The sequence below is a fragment of the Caulobacter sp. genome (assembly GCF_039596335.1).
Taxonomy (GTDB): Bacteria; Pseudomonadota; Alphaproteobacteria; order Caulobacterales; family Caulobacteraceae; genus Caulobacter.
In genome coordinates this window covers 305,718-325,012 of record NZ_JBCNJZ010000004.1, presented here as the reverse complement: position 1 = coordinate 325,012, position 19,295 = coordinate 305,718, and the positions used below count along the sequence as shown (strand labels likewise).

The following is a 19,295-nucleotide window of genomic DNA, read 5'->3' as shown; positions in this document are numbered from 1 at the left end:
GTCAGTCACGTCTGAAGGTTATTACGCACACTCATCCAGCTCGGGCGCGACCGGCTCGCCGGTCGGGGCGGGGAAGGGGGTCCTGAAGGTAAAGGCCGCCGGCGTCGGGCCGTGGGACTTCAGGAGGGCCAGCTTCTCCAGCGCCTCCTCGACGGTGGGTTCGTGGCCGCCTGGGACCCACCATAGCGCCATGTAGAGGTCCATGTGCTCGAACCACTCGCGGCGGCGGCGCATGATGCCGACGTGGTCGCTGCGATAGACGAAGGCCCCCAGCGACGGATTGTCGGTCCAGACCGACATGTTGGGGATGAACAGCGGATCGGTCCCGATCGCCAGGTCCGTGGCGTTGTTGCCGCCGCCCGTCAGCCGCCAGACGAAGCCTGGCGAGGCTTCGGCCACGGCGTTGATGCGGTCCAGGTTGTCGGTGAAGTCCTGGATCGACGGATGGTCGATCGGCGCCTTCAGGCGGCCGACATTGACCTGGGCCAGGTGAAACGGCGGACTCATAGCGCTCTCCTACGTCCGGAGAACATTGTGTGGCGAAGTCCGTAGCGGAAGGGGTTCAGAGTTCGACCATGTCGAAATCCGACTTCGGCGTGCCGCACAGCGGGCAGATCCAGCTGGCGGGGATGTCGGCCCAGCGCGTGCCGGGCGCCAGGCCTTCGCCGGGGTCGCCCTCGGCCTCATCGTAGAGATAGCCGCAGGTGCGGCACTGCCAGACCTTGTAGGGCGCGCTCATCGCCGCCTCAGTGCATCTTGAAACGGATCGGCACCGACTTGGGGCCGCAGACGAAATTGGCGGTCATCCGTGTGGGCGAGCCGTCCAGCTCGACGCTGTCCAGCCGCGCCAGCAACTCCTCCCACAGCACCCGCATCTCCATCCGCGCCAGGTGCTGGCCCAGGCAGACGTGGGCGCCGTAGCCGAAGGCCACGTGCTTGTTGGGCGTGCGGTCGACCTTGAACGCGAACGGATCGTCGAACACCGCCTCGTCGCGGTTGCCTGACGGATAGGACAGGAACAGCCAGTCGCCCTTGGCGATCTTGCGGCCGGCCAGTTCGGTGTCGGCGGTGGCGGTGCGCATGAAGTGCTTCACCGGTGTGACCCAGCGGATCGATTCCTCGATCAGCCCGGGGATCAGCGACGGATCGGCCTTCACCTTGGCGAACTGCTCGGGGTTCTCGGCCAGGGCCCACAGCGCGCCGGCGGTGGTCGAGGAGGTGGTGTCGTGGCCGGCCGTGGCGGCGATGATGTAGTAGCTCATCGCCTCCAGGTGACCCATCGGCTCGCCGTTGATCTTGCCGTTGGCGATGATGCTGGCCAGGTCCTCGCGCGGCGCCGCGCGGCGGTCCTCGGTGATGGCGTTGAAGTACAGCATGAAGTCCATGACCACGGACTGGATGCTGTCGACGCCTTCCTTGACGTCGGTGATCGACTTGCCGGTGCGGTTCAGGTCGGGGTCGGCGTTGCCGAACAGCTCCTGGGTCAGCTTCAGCATCCGCGGCTCGTCGGCCTCGGGCACGCCCAGCACCTCCATGATCACGTGCAGCGGATAGAGGAACGCCACGTCGCGGGCGAAGTCGCAGCGGTCGCCGTGCTGGGCCATGCGGTCGATGAAGCCGCGGGCGATCTCGCGGATGCGCGCCTCCAGCGCCCGCAGGTTCTGCGGCATCAGGGACGGCTGGGTCACCCGGCGGTAGGCGAAGTGGTCGGGGTTGTCCATCTGCACCAGCGAGCGGACCAGGTGCGGCGAGCCGCCCATCATCTCGCGCACCTTCTGGTCGGCCTCGATGGTGGTCAGGACGGTGGCGCGGTCGCCGTTGTGGAAGAGCTCGTTCTGGCGCTCGACCTCCAGGATGTCGGCATGGCGGGTGACGACCCAGAACGGATCGAAGCCCTCGGGCTGGGCCACGTCCAGCGGCGCCTCGCGACGCAGCCAGGTGAAGGCCCGGTCGACGCGGTCGCCGTCGGCATAGGCGGCGGGGTCGACGATATCGCGCGCGATCTCGGCCGGAATCGGCATGTCCTGGGCTCCCTGACAGAGCGACATTGGGGTCGCTTCTCTTATTTGCTTGTTGTTCAACAAATAACTAGGTTCTGCAAGATGACGTCCGCCCTTAAGGCCTCGCCCGCGCGCCGCACCCAGTCCGATCGGCGCCAGCAGTCCGAGAGCGAACTGCTGCGGGCGGCCGCAGAACTGATCGCAGAGCAGGGGACGGCGGCGGCGACCTTCGAGGCGATCGGGGCGCGGGCCGGCTACAGCCGCGGCCTGGCGACCCAGCGGTTCGGCTCCAAGCAGGGGCTGATCGAGGCGCTGATCGCCCGCCTGCAGGTGAGGATCGAGGGCCTGCTGGACGCGCGGCCGCTGGACGAACTGGACGGGCTGGAGGCGATCCTGGCCTTCGTCGACGTCTTCCTGCGCAACCTCTCGCAAGACCAGGAGATGCGGGCCTATTTCGTGCTGATGGCCGGGGCGGTGGCCGAGGTCTCGGAATTGCGCGGCCCGTTCGCCCAGGCGCACAAGACCGTCGAACTGCGGCTGGAGGCCCTGGTGCTGCGCGGCCAGGCCGAGGGCGTGGTGCGGGCGGGCCTGAACGCCGATGCGGCCGCGTTGATGGTCGGCTCGCTGCTCCTGGGCCTGTCGACCCAGCTGTTGATCGATCCCGGCATGGACCTGGAGCCGATCCGCGAGACCAGCCTGACGACCCTGCGGGCCAGCTTTGGGGCATCCCCTAAATGAAAAACCCCCAAGCGTGGCTTGGGGGCTTTCATCAGCTTGGTCTTGGAGGGGGGCTTACGCCACCTCGATGCGGTAGCTTTCGATGACCGTGTTGGCCAGCAGCTTCTCACACATCGACTTGACCTCGGCCTTGGCGGCTTCAGCGTCCGTGCCGTCGAGGTCGAACTCGATGACGCGGCCCACGCGGGCGTCCTTGACCGACGGCCAGCCCAGGCCGTGCAGGGCGTTTTCGACGGCCTTGCCCTGGACGTCGAGAACGCCGGGCTTCAGGAACACGTGGACGGTGGCTTTCACTGACAGACTCTCCCCTCGCGACACGGCCGGTCGCGGTGATCGTGAACCGAAGGCTTAGTGCACGCCGCCTTGGATGACGGTCGGCATTTCCTTCATGATCCCCAGGCGGCGGGCCACCTCGGTATAGCTTTCGATGACATTGCCCAGGTCGCGCCGGAAGCGGTCCTTGTCCAGCTTCTCGTTGGTGACGCTGTCCCACAGGCGGCAGCTGTCGGGGCTGATCTCGTCGGCCAGGATGATCCGCGAGAAGTCGCCCTCATAGACGCGGCCGAACTCGATCTTGAAGTCCACCAGCGTGATGCCGACGCCGCTGAACAGGCCCGACAGATAGTCGTTCACCCGCAGGGCCATGGCCATCATGTCGTCGATCTCCTGGGTCGCGGCCCAGTTGAACGCGGTGATGTGCTCCTCGGAGACCATCGGGTCACCGAGCTTGTCGTCCTTGTAGTAGAACTCGATGATCGAGCGGGGCAGGGGCTGACCTTCTGTCAGGCCCAGGCGCGTGGCGATCGAGCCGGCGGCGATGTTGCGCACCACGACCTCGAGCGGGACGATCTCGACTTCCTTGATCAGCTGCTCGCGCAGGTTCAGGCGGCGGATGAAGTGGTTCTGGACGCCGATCCCGTTCAGGCGAGTCATGATGTACTCGCTGATGCGGTTGTTGATGACGCCCTTGCCTTCCAGAACCGCCTTCTTCTGTGCGTTGAAGGCCGTCGCGTCGTCCTTGAAGTACTGGATCAGCGTACCGGGCTCGGGGCCCTCGTACAGGATCTTGGCCTTGCCTTCGTAGACTTTCTTGCGGCGGGTGGTCATGGCTCTCGACGAGGCCCTTCTGGAAGCGCGCGTGCGGCCAAGGCCCGGAAAATCTCCGGAGAAACGAAAAGCGCGCGCGGCGGATAGCTGCGCGCGGCGTTCGACTCAAGGCCGCTCACTGAAAATGTCCGATGGAACCTACCTGAAGGGGCGTTATGGCGCAAACCTGGGTGGGTCTTTTTGGTCTATCGCGCCACCGAAACGTCGCCTGCGGCTTCAGGGCCGATTGCGGTGGAGACCGGCAAAGGATATGCAGCCGCCTCAGACGACTTTGGGGCCTTCATGACCACCTTCGACGACCGCGAACAGGCTTTCGAACGCAAGTTCGCGCTGGACAACGAACTGGAGTTCAAGGCGACCGCGCGCCGCAACCGCCTGCTGGGCGAATGGGCCGCTGGCCTGATGGGCCTGGCGACGGTCGAGGAATACGCGCGCGCCGTGGTGAAGTCCGACTTCGAACAGCCGGGCGACGAAGACGTGTTCCGCAAGGTCTCGGAAGACCTGAAGGGCTCGGGCGTGGCGGTGTCGGACAGCGAAGTCCGCATGAAGATGGCCGAACTGCTGGCTCAGGCCCGCGAGCAGCTCAAGGCCGGCGAATAAGCTTCGCCACAAGCCGAAACGAACAAGGCCGCTCCCTCGGGGGCGGCCTTTTTGTTTGACTGGACGTCAGCTGCGAAGGGAATCGCGCAGGGCGCTCCAGGCCTCCGCCTTCTGCGCGAAGGTGCGCGCAGCGTGGGCGGGGCTGGAGGAGGGCAGGGCCAGGGTGGCGATGCGGTCGCCGATCCGCCGGCCGCCCAGCTTGGCCGCCGTGCCGCCGTTGAACGCCACGAGGCGCAAGGCGGGCAGGGTGTCGATCAAGGCCAGGAGATCGTTGGCGGCGGGATCGCGGATGGCCGCGTCCAGGCTGCCGGGGCGCTCGGCCTCGGCGATGACGTCCCACAGGCCGACGTGGCAGGCCTTCAGGGTCGCCAGGCGTTCGTCATAGGTCAGCGGGACCAGGGGCGCGTCGATCACGCCCTCCATCAGCCGCCAAAAGGCGTTTCTCGGATTGCCGTAGTACTGTGCGAGCGCCAGCGAGGCCTCGCCCGGCAGGCTGCCCAGGATCAGGACGCGGGTGTCCGCATCGACGACCGCCGGGAAGCCTGCCTTGCGCAAGGCGCTTAGGCTTGCTCGCCGAAGACGCGCTTGAAGATCACGTCGACGTTCTTGGTGTGGTAGCCGAGGTCGAACAGGCTCTCCAGTTCGGCGTCCGACAGGGCCTTGGAGACGGTCTCGTCGGCCTTCAGGAAGTCGAGGAAGCGGCCTTCGCCGCGCCAGACCTTCATGGCGTTGCCCTGGACGGCGGCGTAGGCGTCTTCACGCGACACGCCTTCCTGGGTCAGGGCCAGCATGACGCGCTGCGAGAAGACAAGGCCCCCCAGCTTGTCCAGGTTCTTGGCCATGTTGTCGGGATAGATGTTGAAGCGCTCGATGACGCCGGCCAGGCGGCGCAGGGCGAAGTCGAGGTGGATGGTGGCGTCGGGGCCGATGCCGCGCTCGACCGACGAGTGGCTGATGTCGCGCTCGTGCCAGAGGGCGACGTTCTCCATCGCCGGGACCACGGCCGAGCGGACCAGGCGGGCCAGGCCCGTCAGGTTCTCGGTCAGGATCGGGTTGCGCTTATGCGGCATGGCCGAGGAACCCTTCTGGCCGACCTCGAAGGGTTCCTCGGCTTCCAGGACCTCGGTGCGCTGCAGGTGGCGGATCTCGGTTGCCAGGCGCTCGACCGACGAGGCGACGACGCCCAGGGCCGCGAAATAGGCGGCGTGACGGTCGCGCGGGATGACCTGGGTCGAAACCGGCTCGACGGCCAGGCCCATCTTGTCGGCCACGTGCTGTTCGACGCGCGGGTCGACATTGGCGAAGGTGCCGACGGCGCCCGAGATCGCGCAGGTGGCGACTTCGAACTTGGCCATCGCCAGGCGTTCCTTGGCGCGCTGGAACTCGGCGTAGTAGCCGGCCAGCTTCAGGCCGAAGGTGATCGGTTCGGCGTGGATGCCGTGGCTGCGGCCAACGCAGACGGTCATCTTGTGCTCGAGGGCGCGGCGCTTCAGGGCGGCCAGCACCAGGTCGACGTCTTCCAGCAGCAGGTCGGTGGCGCGCGACAGCTGCACGGCGAAGCAGGTGTCCAGCACGTCCGAGCTGGTCATGCCCTGGTGCAGGAAGCGGGCTTCCGGACCGACGATCTCCGACACGTGGGTCAGGAAGGCGATGACGTCATGCTTGGTGACGCGCTCGATCTCGTCGATGCGATCGCTGTCCCAGACCGCGTCGCGGCCCTTTTCCCAGATCGTCTCGGCGGCGAGCTTCGGGATGGTCCCGATCTCGGCCATGGCGTCGGCGGCGTGGGCCTCGATCTCGAACCAGATCTTGTACTTGGTCTGGCTGGACCAGATGGCGGCGGCTTCGGGGCGGGCGTAGCGGCTGATCATGGGCGGCGTTTCGGCCGCTCGGCCCCGGGAGTCAAGGGAAGAGGTCTATTACTTAGAGCGGAACGAACCCGGCCGCGGTGAGGTCGACCTTACGCATGTCCAGGCCTGCCTGGGTCATCTGGCGGTGAGCGGCGTCGGCCAGAACGCGCTGATGGGCGGCGTTCTTCTGCTGCTGGGCTTGCTCAACGGCCATGTCCATCAGGATGACCTGGTAGAGCAGGCCTTCGGCATAGCGCTGGCGAGCGGCGGGGGTGTTCAGGCCCATGCCGGCGAAGTTCACCGCCCGGGCGACATGAGCACGGGCGCCGCGGGCCTGGTCTGGGCTCATCTGGTTCTGGACGTTGTTGGCCGCGCCCCACATGCCCATGAAGTAGATCGCGGTGGCGTCCACGACATTGCCGGTGTCCAGGCCAAACCGGCGGAAGATCGGCGTGGCGACGGTCAGCGGATCACGGCGAACCAGCTCCTGCGACAGCACGCGGCCGGCGTTGGCGTCCTTGCCCGAGACCCGCTTCACCAAATCAGCGTGGACCCCGCGGGTCACAGCCGGGTCGCGGCGGAAGGTCAGCTGGTTGGCCGGCAGGGACGGCGGCGGGGCGGCGGGACGCGCGGCGGGGCGCCGGCCAGCGGCCCTGTCACGACGTTCCTGGGCGGCTTCGTTCGTACGGTTCAGCAGGTTGTGGTGCAGGGTGTTCATGGCGTCGGCCGCTGCGAACCCCTGCCACGCATAGTCCTGCGCCAGGGCGGGCGAGGCCATCAGAAGCGTCAGGCAGATGAGGGAAGTCGAGAGGCGGGGCATGACGTCTCCAGGCTGGACCGCCGGTCCAACGGCTCAGCCTGGAGTTTAGTTGCCTAGGTTCCGGCGCGTTCCTGCATGTGCTTGACCATGCCGATGCTGGCCAGGGCGTAGTGGACGCCGGCCCAGGCGTAGAAGCACAGCGAGATGATGATGCCCTGCTGGCTGGACAGGGCCAGGGTCGAGCGGCACTGCGTCGCCAGTTCGGCCGGCGAGCCGGCGGGGGCCACGCCGCCGGGACAGGCCGCCGCGAAGCTCTGCGCGCCCGCTTGACCGAAGGAGGCGAACAGGCTGTGGACCACGCCGCCGGCGTCCGGGACGTTGAAGTGGTACTGCGCCAGATGGTCGATCAGCCAGCCGGTGAAGACCGGTCCGCCGCCCAGGGCGATCAGGTTCAGGAAGAAGAACAGCAGGGCCGTGGCGGTGGCCCGCCGGTGCGGCTCCACCGAGTTCTGGACCACGCCGAAGGTCGGGGCCAGGTAAACGTAGTGGAAGACGCCCGGGATCAGGAGAATTGTAGCCGTCGCCTTCCAGTCGGTCTGCAGGTAGGCCAGGATGTAGATCGGCGTGCAGACGATCAGACCGATGGCCGGGGTCCAGGCGTACCACTTGACGCTGCGCTTGGCGGCCCAGTCGCTCAGGAAGCCGCCGACCAGGGTGCCGACGCCGGCCGAGAAGCCGCCGATCAGGCCGACGATCAGACCGACCTCGGCCAGGTTCAGCCCGAAGGCGCGCACGAAGTACGACGGCACGAAGGCGCCCGAGCCGTACGAGCCGAACGAGGCGATGGTCACGCCCAGCACCATGTGCAGCACCGGCCACTTGCCGAACAGCACCTTGGAGACGGCCCAAAGCTCCTTGAACTCGTTGGTCAGGGAGAAGGCGGGCTTGGCCGGTTCGACCACGACGTCCTCGGCCTCCAGCGGCGCCTCGACGATCTCGGAATGGCCGCGCGGCGGCTCCTTGATCACCAGCTTGACGATCAGGGCCAGGAGGATGCCGGGCAGGCCGACGATGACGAAGGCCACGCGCCAGCTGAACTCGGTGGCCAGCCAACCGCCGGCCACGGCGCCGAACATGGTGCCCAGCGGGATGCCGAACGAGTAGATCGACAGGGCCGAGGCGCGCTTCTTGGGCTCGTAATAGTCGCTGATCAGCGAGTGGCTGGGCGGCGAGCAGCCGGCCTCGCCGACGCCGACGCCGAAGCGGAACAGGGCCAGTTGGGCGAAGCTGCTGGCGGCGCCGCACAGGGCGGTGAAGCCCGACCAGATGACCAGCGACACCGAAATGATCGTCACCCGATTGCAGCGCTCGGCCAGGCGGGCGATCGGGATGCCCAGCAGGGTGTAGAGGAGGGCGAAGTAGAGGCCGCCCAGGAGGCCCAGCTGGGTGTCGGTCAGCTTGAGGTCGACCTTGATGGCCTGACCGATGGTGGCGATGATCGTGCGGTCGATGAAGTTGAAGGTGTAGGTGGCCAGCAGCAGCCCCAGCACCGCGGCCTTGTAGCCATTTGTATAAACGGGGGGCGTATAGACGGGCGAACGCCCGCCGGACGCACGCGCGTCGGCCATCCTGACTCTCCCTTCAAACATTTGTTCTAATTCTTGAAGGGACTGTAGACGCAGCGGAAGCCAAAGCGCCAGAGGCTATTTCGGCAGTTCCTCCCCCGCGATGCGGGGGAGGCGGCCCAGAGGGCCGGAGGGGGCTAACTCGGCCTAAGTCCAGCTCGCCCCCCTCAGTCGCCTTCGCGACAGCTCCCCCGCATCGCGGGGGGGCATCTAGTCTTACGCCACCATGTCGTCGGCGATGGTCTTGCGGGCCCGCCAGAACAGCCAGAACGACACCACGCCGAAGGCCGCCGAGATCATCAGCGCCCAGCGCACGCCCTCGGCCGAGCCCAGGCCCATCGGACCGGCCAGGGCGTCGCTGAGCAGGCCCACGCCGACGGGGCCCAGGCCCAGGCCGATCAGGTTGATGATGAACAGCAGCACCGCCGAGGCCGTGGCGCGCATGGTCGGATCGACGATGCTCTGGGCGGTGGCGTAGACCGGGCCGTACCACAGGGTGCCCAGCAGCACGGGCACGGTCAGCAGGGCCATGGCCGGCACCGCCTCGGGCAGGTTGATGGCGGCGATGTAGAATGGGATGGCCAGCAGCGAGGCGATGGCCGGCACCACGACATAGGCGCGGATGTCCTTGGAGCCGTAGCGGTCCGCGATGACCCCGCCCAGCCAGGCGCCGATGACGCCGGCCGTGCCGCCCATCAGGCCCAGGGCCAGGCCCAGGAAGCCGGCCGACTTCAGCCCGAACATCGCCGCCAGCTCCGCCAGTTCGGCGGTGTGGTTGCGGAAGAAGAACGAGGCGGTGAAGGGCGCGTGGCCATAGCCGATGAAGGCCTTGATCGCGGCGGCGAAGGCCACCAGCCAGAAGGTCTTCTTGGCCATCAGCACGGCCAGGGCGGCGGCGAAGCTGATCTGCGGCGCAGCGCGGGCGGCCAGGTCGGCGGCCAGTTTCTTGCGCGGCTCGACCAGGGTGAAGGCGGCGATCAGGGCGAAGATCACGCCCGGCGCGCCGGCGACCATAAAGGCCACCCGCCAGCCGTAGGCGTCAGCCACCAGGCCGCCCATGGCCATGCCCAGCAGCGAGCCCAGCGGGGTGCCGATCGAGTAGAAGGCGATTGCGCTGGCCCGCTTCTCCTTGGGTACGTAGTCGGTGATCAGCGAGTGGGCCGGCGGGGTGCAGCCGGCCTCGCCGACGCCCACGCCGATACGGGCCAGGATCAGGTGCCAGAAGTTTTGGGCGAAGCCGCAGGCGACGGTGAACACGCTCCAGGCCGCCACCGACACGCCGATGATCATCGGCCGGTTCTTGCGCTCGGCCATCCGCGCGATCGGAATGCCCAGCACGGTGTAGAAGATGGCGAAGGCCAGGCCGGTCATCATGCCCAGCTGCCAGTCGGCCAGGCCCAGCTCCTGCTTGATCGGCTCGGCCAGGATGTTGACCACCTGCCGATCCAGGAAGTTCAGCGTGTAGATGATCAGCAGCACCCAGAGGGCGTATCGTCGGTAGGCGGTGGAGACCGGGGCGATCAGGGGGGAGGGGACCGCTGTGGCGGCCAATGGGGCGGGCGGCTCCGCGGCTGATACTGGAGGCGCAGTCGCGGCGTCTTTCGCCATGGTCTCACTCCCTCGAACAGTTGTTCTAATTGTTGAGGCCACCCTAGGCTTACGCTAGGGCCGATGACAAACCCGAAACTGGAAAAAGGCGCGAGGGCATGGAAATCGTGATCGGCACCAAGCGGTGGTCCACCTGGTCCCTGCGCCCCTGGCTGGCGCTGAAGCGCGCGGGGATTCCGTTCACGGAGATCCTGGTGACGCTGCGCCAGGGCGAGGCAACGAGCGCCGAAATCGGCAAGATCTCGCCCAGCAAGCTGGCCCCGGCCCTGAAGGACGGCGACCTGGTGGTCTGGGACTCGCTGGCGATCTGCGAATACCTGGCCGAGAAGTATCCTGAGGCCAAGTTGTGGCCGGCGGATCCGGCCTTGCGGGCCCTGGCGCGCTCGGCGGCGGCCGAGATGCATTCGGGCTTTCAGGCGCTGCGGGGCGAATGCCCGATGGCGCTGGACGAGGCCCCGCGCAAGCTGGAGCTCTCGGAGGGTACCCAGAAGGACGTGCGCAAGATCGTCGAGCGCTGGGAACAACTGCTGGCGCGCTCGGGCGGTCCGTTCCTGCTGGGCGAATGGTCGATTACCGACGCGTTCTTCACGCCGGTGGCGTCGCGCTTCCGGACCTATGGCGTCGACCTGTCGGGCGACGCCAAGGCCTATGCCGAGCGTCTTTTGACGACGCCGGAATTCCTGGAATGGGAGCGCGACGCAATCGCCGAAGCGAAGGCCTAGAGCCCCGTCGGCACGCCGTTCTCTGCCGGCGGCGGCTTGCAGCGGCCGGCGCGGGCCTGGACCACGTAGAGCAGGGCGCGGCCCGAGGCGAAGGCGCTGTGCTCGGCCAGTGGATTGGTCGGCTGGCCGGTGCGCAGGCTCAGGGCCTGGTCACCGCTGGCGCCGGGCGCCTGGCCCAGCGAGGCCTGGTTCCAGCGGCTGAGCGCCGGGGCGCAGGCGGCCACGACCGCTTCGGCCACGACCTCGGCGCTGTCCTTGGAGCCGGCCAGGCTGTAGGCCCAGCGGCGCGTACATTCGTCGACCGGCGTGGCCGGATCGGCGGCGGCCGTCACGCTAGGCGCGGCGGTCTTGAAGTCGGTACAGATTTTGGCGTTGGCCATGGTGGCGTCATGCTCTCCGCACGCGGCCAGCCCGAGGGCGGTCAGCGCGAGGACAGCGATCACGGGCGTGCGGATCATCGTGGGGCGTTTCCTCTTGGAGTTTTGATTAGCGGGCGCAGACCTGGACAGGGCTTTGGGTCAGGCGACCGCGCTCGTCGTAATAGGACCGGGTCTCAGTGCGACAGGCGGCGGCCGTGTTGGTCGACACCGTCTGGAAGCTGCCGTTGCGGACCTCGCCGCGCGCGACCGGATTGCCCATGTGGTCGTAATAGACCGTCTGGACCGGGGCGGGCTGGGCCGCGCGGGCGGCGCGCGGACCGGCGTCGTAGTAAGTGGTGGTGACGCGCTTGCGGCAGCCGCTCTTGCCGATCTGACGGCCGATCAGGGCGCCGCCGACGCCGCCGACGATCAGGCCGCCGCCGCCATCCGAGATGGCGTTGCCGACCAGAGCGCCGCCCAGGCCGCCCAGGATGGTGCCGGTGGCCTTGCGGCTGGAGCACGACGCCGCGTTCGCCTCGACGGGCGCCAGTGCGGCGGGAAGAGCCAGGGCCCCGACGACCAGGCTGATGACGACGACACGAGCCATGTTTGCGATTCCTCGCCAGTGAAGGTCCCTCGACCTCCAAACGTCGCGCTTGTCAGAAGGATGCGTTGGAAGTGTCGTCTAGGCGACGCGCGTGGCGCCCCGGACACGGCGGGCAGGGCGATGAGGACGGGCCAGAGGCGTCCCTAACGCCATGGCCGCAATGGTTCAGGGGACCCCAAGCGGCGCTGGTGCGGCCAAACGTCCCGGACGGCGGATTAACCGGGATTCACCACGCCCGTGGATCGCCGCGTTAACCATCTCGGCTCCATCGTGCAGGGGTAACGAACCTGCGGAGGGGCGGATGGCCCAGCATGTGGAAACCCTGGTGATTGGCGGCGGCCCGGCGGGCCTCGCGAGCGCCTATGTGCTGGCCAAGGCCGGGCGCACGGTGACCGTGCTGGAGATGCGCGCCGACCGCGTCGGTGGGCTGACGCAGGACAGCTTTAACTTCGCCTCGAAGAGCGCCGAGGTCGCCGCCTTCTGGAACGAGATCCTGCCGGACGGCTTCGAAGAGCGGTTCGCCGCCTCGCGCCTCTATGACGGCCGCAAGTTCTACGCCTATCCGCTGAAGGCGCTGGAGACCCTGGCCAAGCTGGGCGCCTGGACCGCCGCTAAGGGCGTCGCCTCGCTGGGCTGGGCCCGCCTGAACCCGATCGCTGCGCCGGCCACGATGCGCGAGCACGGCCGCAACCGGTTTGGCGAGGCGCTGTTCGCGCGCTTCTTCCAGACCCATGCCGAGAAGGTGTGGGGGATGCCGTGCGACGCCATGCCGGCCGACGGCGTCGACCGTCCGACCGCCGAAAACGAAATCCAGCGCTGCGCCCGCGACGGCGTGAAGCCCTGGGACGCCTGCGCCCAGACGATCGTCGCCCTGGGCGGCGAGGTCCGCCTGGGTCGCAAGGTCGACGGCCTGCACTATGACAAGCTGGCCCGCATCTGGACCGTCTCGGTCGCCTGCGCGAACGGCCGCAAGGAAATCTACACGGCCGACAATGTCGTCTCGTCGGCGCCGCTGCGCGAGCTGATGCAGGCGATCTGCCCGACCCCGATCAGCCTGTTCCACGCCTGGGAGCTGATGTACCGCGACCTGGTCACCGTGACCCTGTCCGGCGCTCAGACCTCGGACGACGGCGTGATCCACATCCACGACCCGGCGGTGAAGGCCGCCCGCGTCCAGACCCGCGGCGCTTCGACCAGCCTGGACTACTACTGCTTCGAAGGCGACGGCGTGTGGGTGGCGTCCGACGAGGCGCTGATCGCCCAGGCCCGGCGTGACCTAGCGGCCATGGGTCTGTCGGTCGAGGCGGGCGACGTCGACGTCAAGCGCCAGCGCAAGGCCGCGCCGATCCACGACGAGGACAGCGCCGAGCACCTGAAGATGATCCGCCTGGACCTGAGGATGAGCTTCCCAGGCCTGCACCCGGTCGGCCGCAACGGCCTGCACCGAGCGGGCCAGCAGGCCCATGCGACGATGACGGGCATCCTGGCGGCCGAAAACATCCTGGCCGGCGAGATCGTGCACGACGTGTGGGCCGTGGAAGCCGACGCGACCTATGCCGGTCCGCGCGCGCTGATGCGCGAGGCCAATGTGATCGCGCTGAAGGCGGCCTGATCTAGGCGGTGATGCCGCGGACCGGGGCCTGAGCCGGCTCGATCGCTTCCTCGCGCGTGGTCGCCTTGCTGGCCAGCCAGCAGACGAAGTGCACGAAGGCGTCCGCCAGGCCGACGATGGCCGCGATCACGAAGACGCTGGAGATCAGAAGGATCGCGACGACGGACATGCTGGTCTCCCGTTTGCTGATCAAGCGGCGGAAAACGCGTTCGGTTCCCCAATCAGGCGATGACGTGACTAAAAAGTCTGAGTAATAGATAGAGTAAGTCAGTATAGCGCTTGACAACGTTGTCACGCTTCCGGTGAATGATGGGGTCCGCGCCAAGACGGACTCGAAAACATCGTCACTTAGGGAGTGGTGCAGTGATTGGTTTGAACTTCGAACGCCAGGGCGTCGCCGGATGACCGACCCCGCGATCACCAAGCCCTCCGCAAACGGATCCGCCAAGGGCAGTGGCCTCAAGCTGGCCGTCGTCTATGTGACGTGCCTGTTCTTCATCTGGGCCCTGGTCACCAACCTGCTGGACCCGCTGCTGAAGACCATGAAGACGGTCTTCACTCTCAGCCCCGTTGAAGCCAACCTGACTGGTTTCGCCTTCTTCATCGCCTATGGCGTCATGTCGATGCCGTCGGCCGGCTTCCTGTCCAAGGCCGGCTACGCCAAGTCGGTGATGGTCGGGCTGGGCGGCATCGTGCTGGGCTGCTTCATCGCCATCGCCGCGGCCAAGCTGCACACCTTCGCCCTGGTGCTGACGGCGCTGTTTGTCATGGCCTCGGGCATCACGTTGCTGCAGGTCGCCGCCAATCCGCTGATCGCCTCGATGGGCAAGCCCGAGGACAGCTCGTTCCGGTTGAACCTGTCGCAGGCCTTCAACTCGCTGGGCGCGGCGTGCGGCCTGTGGTTCGGCGCCAACTTCCTGCTGAAGGGCGAGATCTTCGAGAAGGGGATCACGATCACCCAGCCGATGCGCGAGCAGGCCCTGGGCTTCGTCTCGAACGTCTATTTCGCCATCGGCGTCGGCCTGGCCTTGTTCATCCTGGCCATCTTCTTCGTGCGCCACCGCATCACCGAGGCCGCGCCGAAGACCGGCCAGTTCGTCAATCCGCTGAGCGCCCTGTCGTCCAAGTGGGCTAATCTCGGCGCGATCGGCATCTTCCTCTATGTGGGCGCGGAGGTGGCGGTGTCGCTGAACCTGCTGCTGTTCATCGAGCAGGCCCACGTGCTGAACATCGCCGCCGAGCAGGCCGGCAAGATGACCACCTTCTTCATGCTGTTCGCCATGATCGGCCGCTTTGCGGGCTCGGCCCTGCTGAAGTCGATCAAGGACTACGTTCTGCTGACCATCGTGGCCGTCGGCGCCATCGCCCTGTGCCTGGTGGTGATCCTGACCAAGGACATGACGCCCAGCGCCCACAGCGGCACGCTGAACCTGATCCTGGCCACCGCGCCGGTGACGACGGGCCTGATCCCGGCCTTCGCGGCGCTGCTGATCGGCCTGTTCAACTCGATCATGTTCCCGACCATCTTCACCCTGACCCTGCAGCGCTCTTCGGCCCCGGCCTCGGCGACCTCGGGTCTGCTGTGCATGGCCATCGCCGGCGGCGCCTTCCTGCCGCTGGTGTTCGGCAAGATCGAGGAAATGACCGGCTCCAAGGCCCTGGCCTTCGCCGCGCCTCTGGCCTGCTATGTCTACGTCCTGTGGTTCGCGCTGGTCGCCAAGAAGGCCCCGACCCACGTCATCGAAGAGGGCGTGGCCGCCGGCCACTGACCGCTCGAAAGTCTCACCTGAAGCGCCCTCGGGAAGCTGGTCTTCCCGGGGTTCTTTTTTGCCGAAGCTGCCGCGTCTTTAGGCAGAATAGTTTTCCTGAAGGGGCCTTCCAAAAAACCTCGGTCGTAAATCCCACTGCGCGGCACGACATTAATGGCGCAGGTACTGAAAAGGGGATCGTGCATGGCCGCGCAGAAGAGCAGCCGTTTCATCAGCGGGTTCGGGATCCAGGTCCTGGCCGCCATGATCGTGGGCCTGGCCCTGGGCCTGGTCGCCCGCAACCTCGGCCCGGCCGAGGGACAGGCGGGTTATGCCCTGGCCGAAACCCTGCACCAGATCGGCGTGATCTTCATCCAGCTGCTGCGCGTCCTGGTGCCGCCGCTGGTGTTCACGGCCATCGTCGCCAGCATCGCCAACATCGCCCAGCTGCAGAACGCCGCCCGTCTAGTCTGGCGCACCCTGTTTTGGTTCGCCTTCACCGCCCTGGTGGCGGTGGTCATCGGCATCGCCCTGGGCCTGATCCTGCAGCCGGGCCTGCACACCACGGTCGAGGCCGCCGCCGCTGTGGCCCCGAAGACCCGCGGGTCTTGGCTGGACTTCCTGACCAGCCTGGTGCCGCTGAACATCCTGGGCATCGCGGCCTCGACCAAGGTGGTCGACGGCGCCGCCACCACCTCGCTGTCGTTCAATGTGCTGCAGATCGTGGTGATCTCGCTGGTCACCGGCGTCGCGGCCCTGAAGGTCGGTGAAGCCGGCGAGGCCTTCCTGAAGTTCAACGCCTCGGCCCTGGCGATCGTGCGCAAGGTGCTGTGGTGGGTGATCCGCCTGACCCCGATCGGCACCATCGGCCTGTTTGGCAACGCCGTGGCCCAGTACGGCTGGACCACGCTTGGCCAGCTGGGCGCGTTCACTGGCGCGATCTACATCGGCCTGGCCCTGGTGCTGCTGGTCGTCTACCCGACGATCCTGGCTCTGAACGGCCTGAACCCCGTCCGCTTCTTCCAGGGGGCCTGGCCCGCGATCCAGCTGGCCTTTGTCTCGCGTTCGTCGATCGGCACCCTGCCGGTGACCGAGGCCGTGACCGAGGGCAGCCTGGGCGTGCCGCGCGCCTATGCCGCCTTCGCTGTCCCGCTGGGCGCGACCACCAAGATGGACGGCTGCGCGGCCGTCTATCCGGCCATCGCGGCGATCTTCGTGGCCCAGTTCTTCGGCGTGCACCTGGCCTGGTCGGACTATTTCCTGATCGTCTTCGTGTCGGTGATCGGCTCGGCGGCGACGGCGGGCCTGACCGGGGCGGTGGTCATGCTGACCCTGACCCTGTCGACCCTGGGCCTGCCGCTGGAAGGCGTCGGCCTGCTGCTGGCCATCGACCCGATCCTGGATATGGGCCGCACGGCTGTGAACGTCGCAGGCCAGGCCCTGGTCCCGACCATTGTGGCCAAGCGCGAGGGCATCCTGGACCTGGACGTCTACAACGCCGGCCGGGTCCCGGTTGAAGCTGCGCTGCACGCCGCGGAATAGGCGAGTGCGGTTGCTTCCGGGCGCTTTAGCGGCGAGTTTGCGCGCCTCGTAAGCGTCCGGGGGATTTCCATGGGTCTGAAGACGTCGAACGGCGCTCCGTCCGGAGCGAGCCGTCGGGCCTTCCTGTCTGGCGCTTCAGCCCTGGTGGGCTTGACCGTGACGACCCCGCGCGCCTTCGCCGCCAATTACGCTCCGGGCCGCGCTTCCGATCGCGTCGAGGCTCTGCTGGCGCAGATGACCCTGGAAGAGAAGGCCGGCCAGCTGTCGTGCTTCGCCGACATGGTCCGGCCGCCGATCGCCGACATGAACCCGGTGGTCAATGTCCGCAACGCCGCCACCGTGATCGCCGAGGTCAAGGCCGGCCGGGTCGGCATCTTGTTCAACGGCGTCGGGGCCCAGGCCGCCTACGAGACCCAGAAGGCCGCGGTCGAGGGCTCGCGCCTGAAGATCCCGCTGCTGTTCGCCGCCGACGTGGTCCACGGCTTCCGCACCGTGTTCCCGATCCCGCTGGGCGAATCCGCCAGCTTCGATCCGCACCTGGCCGAGCGCACCGCCCGCGCCGCCGCCAGCGAGGCCACGGCCTCTGGCCTGCACTGGACCTTCGCGCCGATGGTCGACGTCGCCCGCGACCAGCGCTGGGGGCGCGTCGCCGAAGGGGCAGGGGAGGACACCTTCCTGGGCGAGGTCATGGCCGCGGCGCGCGTGCGCGGTTTCCAGGGCAAGGACCTGACGGCCGACGACAGCATGCTGGCCACGCCCAAGCACTTCGCCGCCTACGGCGCGGTGGCGGCGGGCATGGAGTACAATTCGGTCGAGTTGTCCGAGGCGACCCTGCGCGAGGTCCACTTGCCACCGTTCCAGGCCTCGTTCGACGCCGGGGCGCTGACGGTGATGACCGCCTTCAACGACATCAACGGCGTGCCGGCCACGGCCAACAAGCCGCTGCTGACCGGCATCCTGCGCGAGGAGTGGGGCTTCAAGGGCGTGGTCATCTCCGACTACACCTCGGATCAGGAGCTGGTGGCCCACGGCGTCGCTGCTGACGATCGTGACGCCGCGCGCCTGGCGATCCTGGCGGGCCTGGACGTCTCGATGCAGAGCGGCCTCTACATCCGCTACCTGCCGGAGCTGGTGACCTCGGGCGCGGTGCCGATGGCGGTGGTCGACGCCTCGGTGCGCCGGGTGCTGGCCCTGAAGGAGGCGATCGGCCTCTTCGATGATCCCTACCGCTCGCTGGACCCCAAGGCCGAGGCGACCCGCACCGCCACGCCAGCCCTGCGCGCCCTGAGCCGCGAGTCCGGTGCGCGTTCGATCGTGCTGCTGAAGAACGAGCGCAATCTGCTGCCTCTGCCCAAGGCCGGCAAACGTCTGGCGCTGATCGGCCCGTTCGCCGACGACCGCGACAACGTGCTGGGCGCCTGGGGCGGGTTCTTCGCCGACCGCAACCTCAACGTCGACCTGGCCACGGGCATCCGCGCCCAGCTGACCGATCCCGCCGGCCTGATCGTGGAGCGGGGCTGCGAGGTCGAGACCACCATCGCCGGCGGCTTCGAGCGCGCGGTCGCCGCGGCGCAAGCCGCCGACATCGTCCTGCTGGCCGTGGGCGAGAGCCAGGACATGACCGGCGAGGCCAAGTCGCGCACCGATATCCGCATCCCGCCGGTGCAGCAGCGCCTGGCCGAGGCGATCGCCGCGACCGGCAAGCCCGTCGTCGTGCTGCTGCGCCACGGCCGCGCCATCGCCCTGGAGGGCGTGGTCCGCGATGCTCCAGCGATCCTGGCGACCTGGTTCCTGGGCAGCGAGATGGGCAACGCCGTGGCCGACGTGTTGTTCGGCGTCGTCAATCCGTCGGGTCGCCTGCCGGTCAGCTTCCCGCTCGACAGCGGCCAGCAGCCGTTCTTCTACAACGGCCGCACCACCGGCCGCCCGGCGTCGACCGATCCCAACGCCCAGGAATACAAGGCCCGCTGGCGCTCGATCCGCAACGAGGCGCTGTATCCGTTCGGCTTCGGCCTCAGCTACACGCGCTTTTCGGTGTCGGACGTGCGGCTATCGACCGACAAGCTCGCCTGGAACGAGACGCTCCGCATCACCGCCAAGGTCCGCAACGACGGGCCGGTGCACGGCGACCACGTCGTGCAGCTCTATGTCCGCGATCGCGTGGCCAGCCGCACCCGGCCGGTGCGCGAGCTGAAGGGCTTCCACCGTGTCTCGCTGGCCCCTGGCGCCGAGCGGGAAGTCCGCTTCGAGCTGAAGCGCGAGAACCTGATGTTCGTGGGCGACGGCGACCGCTGGCTGGCCGAGCCGGGGGTGTTCGACCTGTGGGTCGCCAACTCGGCCGTCGACGGCCTGAGCGCCAGTTTCGAGCTTATGGCGAGTAGCCGACCCTGAACCCGAATCGGGTGTGTTGACACCGA

At 67.7% G+C, this 19,295-nt stretch carries 20 protein-coding genes; 7 read left to right on the top strand and 13 right to left on the bottom strand.

What is annotated here, in order from left to right:
• Positions 1-21: 21 nt before the first annotated feature.
• From ABDW31_RS10555 to ABDW31_RS10545, 3 genes are read right to left on the bottom strand one after another with little or no spacing between them, the layout of a single operon-like run.
• The gene (locus tag ABDW31_RS10555) at positions 22-507 is read right to left on the bottom strand and encodes a DUF3291 domain-containing protein (protein WP_343698676.1); all 486 of its coding nucleotides are present in this window, start codon (positions 505-507) and stop codon (positions 22-24) included.
• A 55-nt stretch (positions 508-562) separates the two neighbouring features.
• A complete protein-coding gene (locus ABDW31_RS10550) occupies positions 563-739 on the bottom strand; it encodes a rubredoxin (RefSeq protein ID WP_343698675.1) in 177 nt (58 codons plus the stop codon).
• A gap of 7 nt (positions 740-746) precedes the next feature.
• Entirely contained in the window at positions 747-2,021 is a 1,275-nt protein-coding gene (locus ABDW31_RS10545) for a cytochrome P450 (RefSeq protein WP_343698674.1), read from the bottom strand.
• 81 nt (positions 2,022-2,102) lie between these two features.
• Between ABDW31_RS10545 and ABDW31_RS10540 the strand changes: the two genes are divergently transcribed.
• On the top strand, positions 2,103-2,738 hold the full coding sequence (locus ABDW31_RS10540) for a helix-turn-helix domain-containing protein (protein ID WP_343698673.1): 636 nt from the start codon (positions 2,103-2,105) through the stop codon (positions 2,736-2,738).
• 54 nt (positions 2,739-2,792) lie between these two features.
• Here ABDW31_RS10540 and purS read toward each other — a convergent pair whose 3' ends face one another.
• On the bottom strand, positions 2,793-3,032 hold the full coding sequence (purS, locus tag ABDW31_RS10535; protein WP_172263101.1) for a phosphoribosylformylglycinamidine synthase subunit PurS: 240 nt from the start codon (positions 3,030-3,032) through the stop codon (positions 2,793-2,795).
• A gap of 54 nt (positions 3,033-3,086) precedes the next feature.
• A complete protein-coding gene (gene purC, locus ABDW31_RS10530) occupies positions 3,087-3,845 on the bottom strand; it encodes a phosphoribosylaminoimidazolesuccinocarboxamide synthase (protein WP_184721339.1) in 759 nt (252 codons plus the stop codon).
• Positions 3,846-4,127: 282 nt separating this feature from the next.
• Here purC and ABDW31_RS10525 point away from each other — a divergent pair, with 282 nt between their 5' ends.
• A complete protein-coding gene (locus ABDW31_RS10525) occupies positions 4,128-4,445 on the top strand; it encodes a DUF1476 domain-containing protein (protein ID WP_184721337.1) in 318 nt (105 codons plus the stop codon).
• A gap of 66 nt (positions 4,446-4,511) precedes the next feature.
• Here the strand turns inward: ABDW31_RS10525 and ABDW31_RS10520 are convergent, their stop codons facing one another.
• The 5 genes from ABDW31_RS10520 to ABDW31_RS10500 all read right to left on the bottom strand — a co-directional run bounded on the left by ABDW31_RS10520 (position 4,512) and on the right by ABDW31_RS10500 (position 10,231).
• Positions 4,512-5,000, bottom strand: coding sequence for a DNA-deoxyinosine glycosylase (locus ABDW31_RS10520; protein WP_343698672.1), 489 nt, complete (start codon positions 4,998-5,000; stop codon positions 4,512-4,514).
• Positions 5,001-5,005: 5 nt separating this feature from the next.
• Positions 5,006-6,316, bottom strand: a complete 1,311-nt coding sequence (gene purB / locus ABDW31_RS10515) for an adenylosuccinate lyase (protein WP_343698671.1) — start codon at positions 6,314-6,316, stop codon at positions 5,006-5,008.
• Positions 6,317-6,368: 52 nt separating this feature from the next.
• Positions 6,369-7,115 carry a DUF6683 family protein gene (locus tag ABDW31_RS10510; RefSeq protein ID WP_343698670.1) on the bottom strand — a complete coding sequence of 249 codons (747 nt, stop codon included), beginning with the start codon at positions 7,113-7,115 and terminating at the stop codon, positions 6,369-6,371.
• A 53-nt stretch (positions 7,116-7,168) separates the two neighbouring features.
• Positions 7,169-8,683, bottom strand: a complete 1,515-nt coding sequence (locus ABDW31_RS10505) for an MFS transporter (protein WP_343698669.1) — start codon at positions 8,681-8,683, stop codon at positions 7,169-7,171.
• 213 nt (positions 8,684-8,896) lie between these two features.
• A complete protein-coding gene (locus ABDW31_RS10500) occupies positions 8,897-10,231 on the bottom strand; it encodes an MFS transporter (protein ID WP_343698668.1) in 1,335 nt (444 codons plus the stop codon).
• A gap of 155 nt (positions 10,232-10,386) precedes the next feature.
• Between ABDW31_RS10500 and ABDW31_RS10495 the strand changes: the two genes are divergently transcribed.
• Positions 10,387-11,010, top strand: coding sequence for a glutathione S-transferase family protein (locus tag ABDW31_RS10495; protein WP_343698667.1), 624 nt, complete (start codon positions 10,387-10,389; stop codon positions 11,008-11,010).
• Here the strand turns inward: ABDW31_RS10495 and ABDW31_RS10490 are convergent.
• Together ABDW31_RS10490 and ABDW31_RS10485 are read right to left on the bottom strand one after the other, a co-directional pair.
• A complete protein-coding gene (locus ABDW31_RS10490; protein ID WP_343698666.1) occupies positions 11,007-11,468 on the bottom strand; it encodes a hypothetical protein in 462 nt (153 codons plus the stop codon). The two genes, ABDW31_RS10495 and ABDW31_RS10490, sit on opposite strands and share 4 nt — an antisense overlap.
• Before the next feature lie 28 nt (positions 11,469-11,496).
• A complete protein-coding gene (locus tag ABDW31_RS10485; protein WP_343698665.1) occupies positions 11,497-11,976 on the bottom strand; it encodes a hypothetical protein in 480 nt (159 codons plus the stop codon).
• Positions 11,977-12,277: 301 nt separating this feature from the next.
• Between ABDW31_RS10485 and ABDW31_RS10480 the strand changes: the two genes are divergently transcribed.
• Positions 12,278-13,588 carry an FAD-dependent oxidoreductase gene (locus ABDW31_RS10480; RefSeq protein WP_343698664.1) on the top strand — a complete coding sequence of 437 codons (1,311 nt, stop codon included), beginning with the start codon at positions 12,278-12,280 and terminating at the stop codon, positions 13,586-13,588.
• 1 nt (position 13,589) lies between these two features.
• Here the strand turns inward: ABDW31_RS10480 and ABDW31_RS10475 are convergent, their stop codons facing one another.
• Positions 13,590-13,757 (bottom strand): hypothetical protein, encoded by a 168-nt coding sequence (locus ABDW31_RS10475; protein ID WP_343698663.1) that lies wholly within the window; start codon positions 13,755-13,757, stop codon positions 13,590-13,592.
• A gap of 232 nt (positions 13,758-13,989) precedes the next feature.
• On the opposite strand from ABDW31_RS10475, the gene ABDW31_RS10470 reads away from it, so the two are divergent.
• From ABDW31_RS10470 to bglX, 3 genes are all read left to right on the top strand, one after another.
• Positions 13,990-15,357, top strand: coding sequence for a sugar MFS transporter (locus ABDW31_RS10470; RefSeq protein ID WP_343698662.1), 1,368 nt, complete (start codon positions 13,990-13,992; stop codon positions 15,355-15,357).
• Between the two features lie 183 nt (positions 15,358-15,540).
• Positions 15,541-16,878, top strand: coding sequence for a dicarboxylate/amino acid:cation symporter (locus tag ABDW31_RS10465; RefSeq protein ID WP_343698661.1), 1,338 nt, complete (start codon positions 15,541-15,543; stop codon positions 16,876-16,878).
• Positions 16,879-16,947: 69 nt separating this feature from the next.
• The gene (gene bglX, locus ABDW31_RS10460; protein WP_343698660.1) at positions 16,948-19,269 is read left to right on the top strand and encodes a beta-glucosidase BglX; all 2,322 of its coding nucleotides are present in this window, start codon (positions 16,948-16,950) and stop codon (positions 19,267-19,269) included.
• Positions 19,270-19,295 lie beyond the last annotated feature (26 nt).

What these genes read in the sequence shown, in the direction of transcription:
- ABDW31_RS10555 (WP_343698676.1), bottom strand. Translation starts at nt 507, where the DNA reads ATGAGTCCGCCGTTTCACCTGGCCCAGGTCAATGTCGGCCGCCTGAAG.
- ABDW31_RS10550 (WP_343698675.1), bottom strand. Translation starts at nt 739, where the DNA reads ATGAGCGCGCCCTACAAGGTCTGGCAGTGCCGCACCTGCGGCTATCTC.
- ABDW31_RS10545 (WP_343698674.1), bottom strand. Translation starts at nt 2,021, where the DNA reads ATGCCGATTCCGGCCGAGATCGCGCGCGATATCGTCGACCCCGCCGCC.
- ABDW31_RS10540 (WP_343698673.1), top strand. Translation starts at nt 2,103, where the DNA reads ATGACGTCCGCCCTTAAGGCCTCGCCCGCGCGCCGCACCCAGTCCGAT.
- purC (WP_184721339.1), bottom strand. Translation starts at nt 3,845, where the DNA reads ATGACCACCCGCCGCAAGAAAGTCTACGAAGGCAAGGCCAAGATCCTG.
- ABDW31_RS10525 (WP_184721337.1), top strand. Translation starts at nt 4,128, where the DNA reads ATGACCACCTTCGACGACCGCGAACAGGCTTTCGAACGCAAGTTCGCG.
- purB (WP_343698671.1), bottom strand. Translation starts at nt 6,316, where the DNA reads ATGATCAGCCGCTACGCCCGCCCCGAAGCCGCCGCCATCTGGTCCAGC.
- ABDW31_RS10510 (WP_343698670.1), bottom strand. Translation starts at nt 7,115, where the DNA reads ATGCCCCGCCTCTCGACTTCCCTCATCTGCCTGACGCTTCTGATGGCC.
- ABDW31_RS10505 (WP_343698669.1), bottom strand. Translation starts at nt 8,683, where the DNA reads ATGGCCGACGCGCGTGCGTCCGGCGGGCGTTCGCCCGTCTATACGCCC.
- ABDW31_RS10495 (WP_343698667.1), top strand. Translation starts at nt 10,387, where the DNA reads ATGGAAATCGTGATCGGCACCAAGCGGTGGTCCACCTGGTCCCTGCGC.
- ABDW31_RS10490 (WP_343698666.1), bottom strand. Translation starts at nt 11,468, where the DNA reads ATGATCCGCACGCCCGTGATCGCTGTCCTCGCGCTGACCGCCCTCGGG.
- ABDW31_RS10485 (WP_343698665.1), bottom strand. Translation starts at nt 11,976, where the DNA reads ATGGCTCGTGTCGTCGTCATCAGCCTGGTCGTCGGGGCCCTGGCTCTT.
- ABDW31_RS10480 (WP_343698664.1), top strand. Translation starts at nt 12,278, where the DNA reads ATGGCCCAGCATGTGGAAACCCTGGTGATTGGCGGCGGCCCGGCGGGC.
- ABDW31_RS10475 (WP_343698663.1), bottom strand. Translation starts at nt 13,757, where the DNA reads ATGTCCGTCGTCGCGATCCTTCTGATCTCCAGCGTCTTCGTGATCGCG.
- ABDW31_RS10470 (WP_343698662.1), top strand. Translation starts at nt 13,990, where the DNA reads ATGACCGACCCCGCGATCACCAAGCCCTCCGCAAACGGATCCGCCAAG.
- ABDW31_RS10465 (WP_343698661.1), top strand. Translation starts at nt 15,541, where the DNA reads ATGGCCGCGCAGAAGAGCAGCCGTTTCATCAGCGGGTTCGGGATCCAG.
- bglX (WP_343698660.1), top strand. Translation starts at nt 16,948, where the DNA reads ATGGGTCTGAAGACGTCGAACGGCGCTCCGTCCGGAGCGAGCCGTCGG.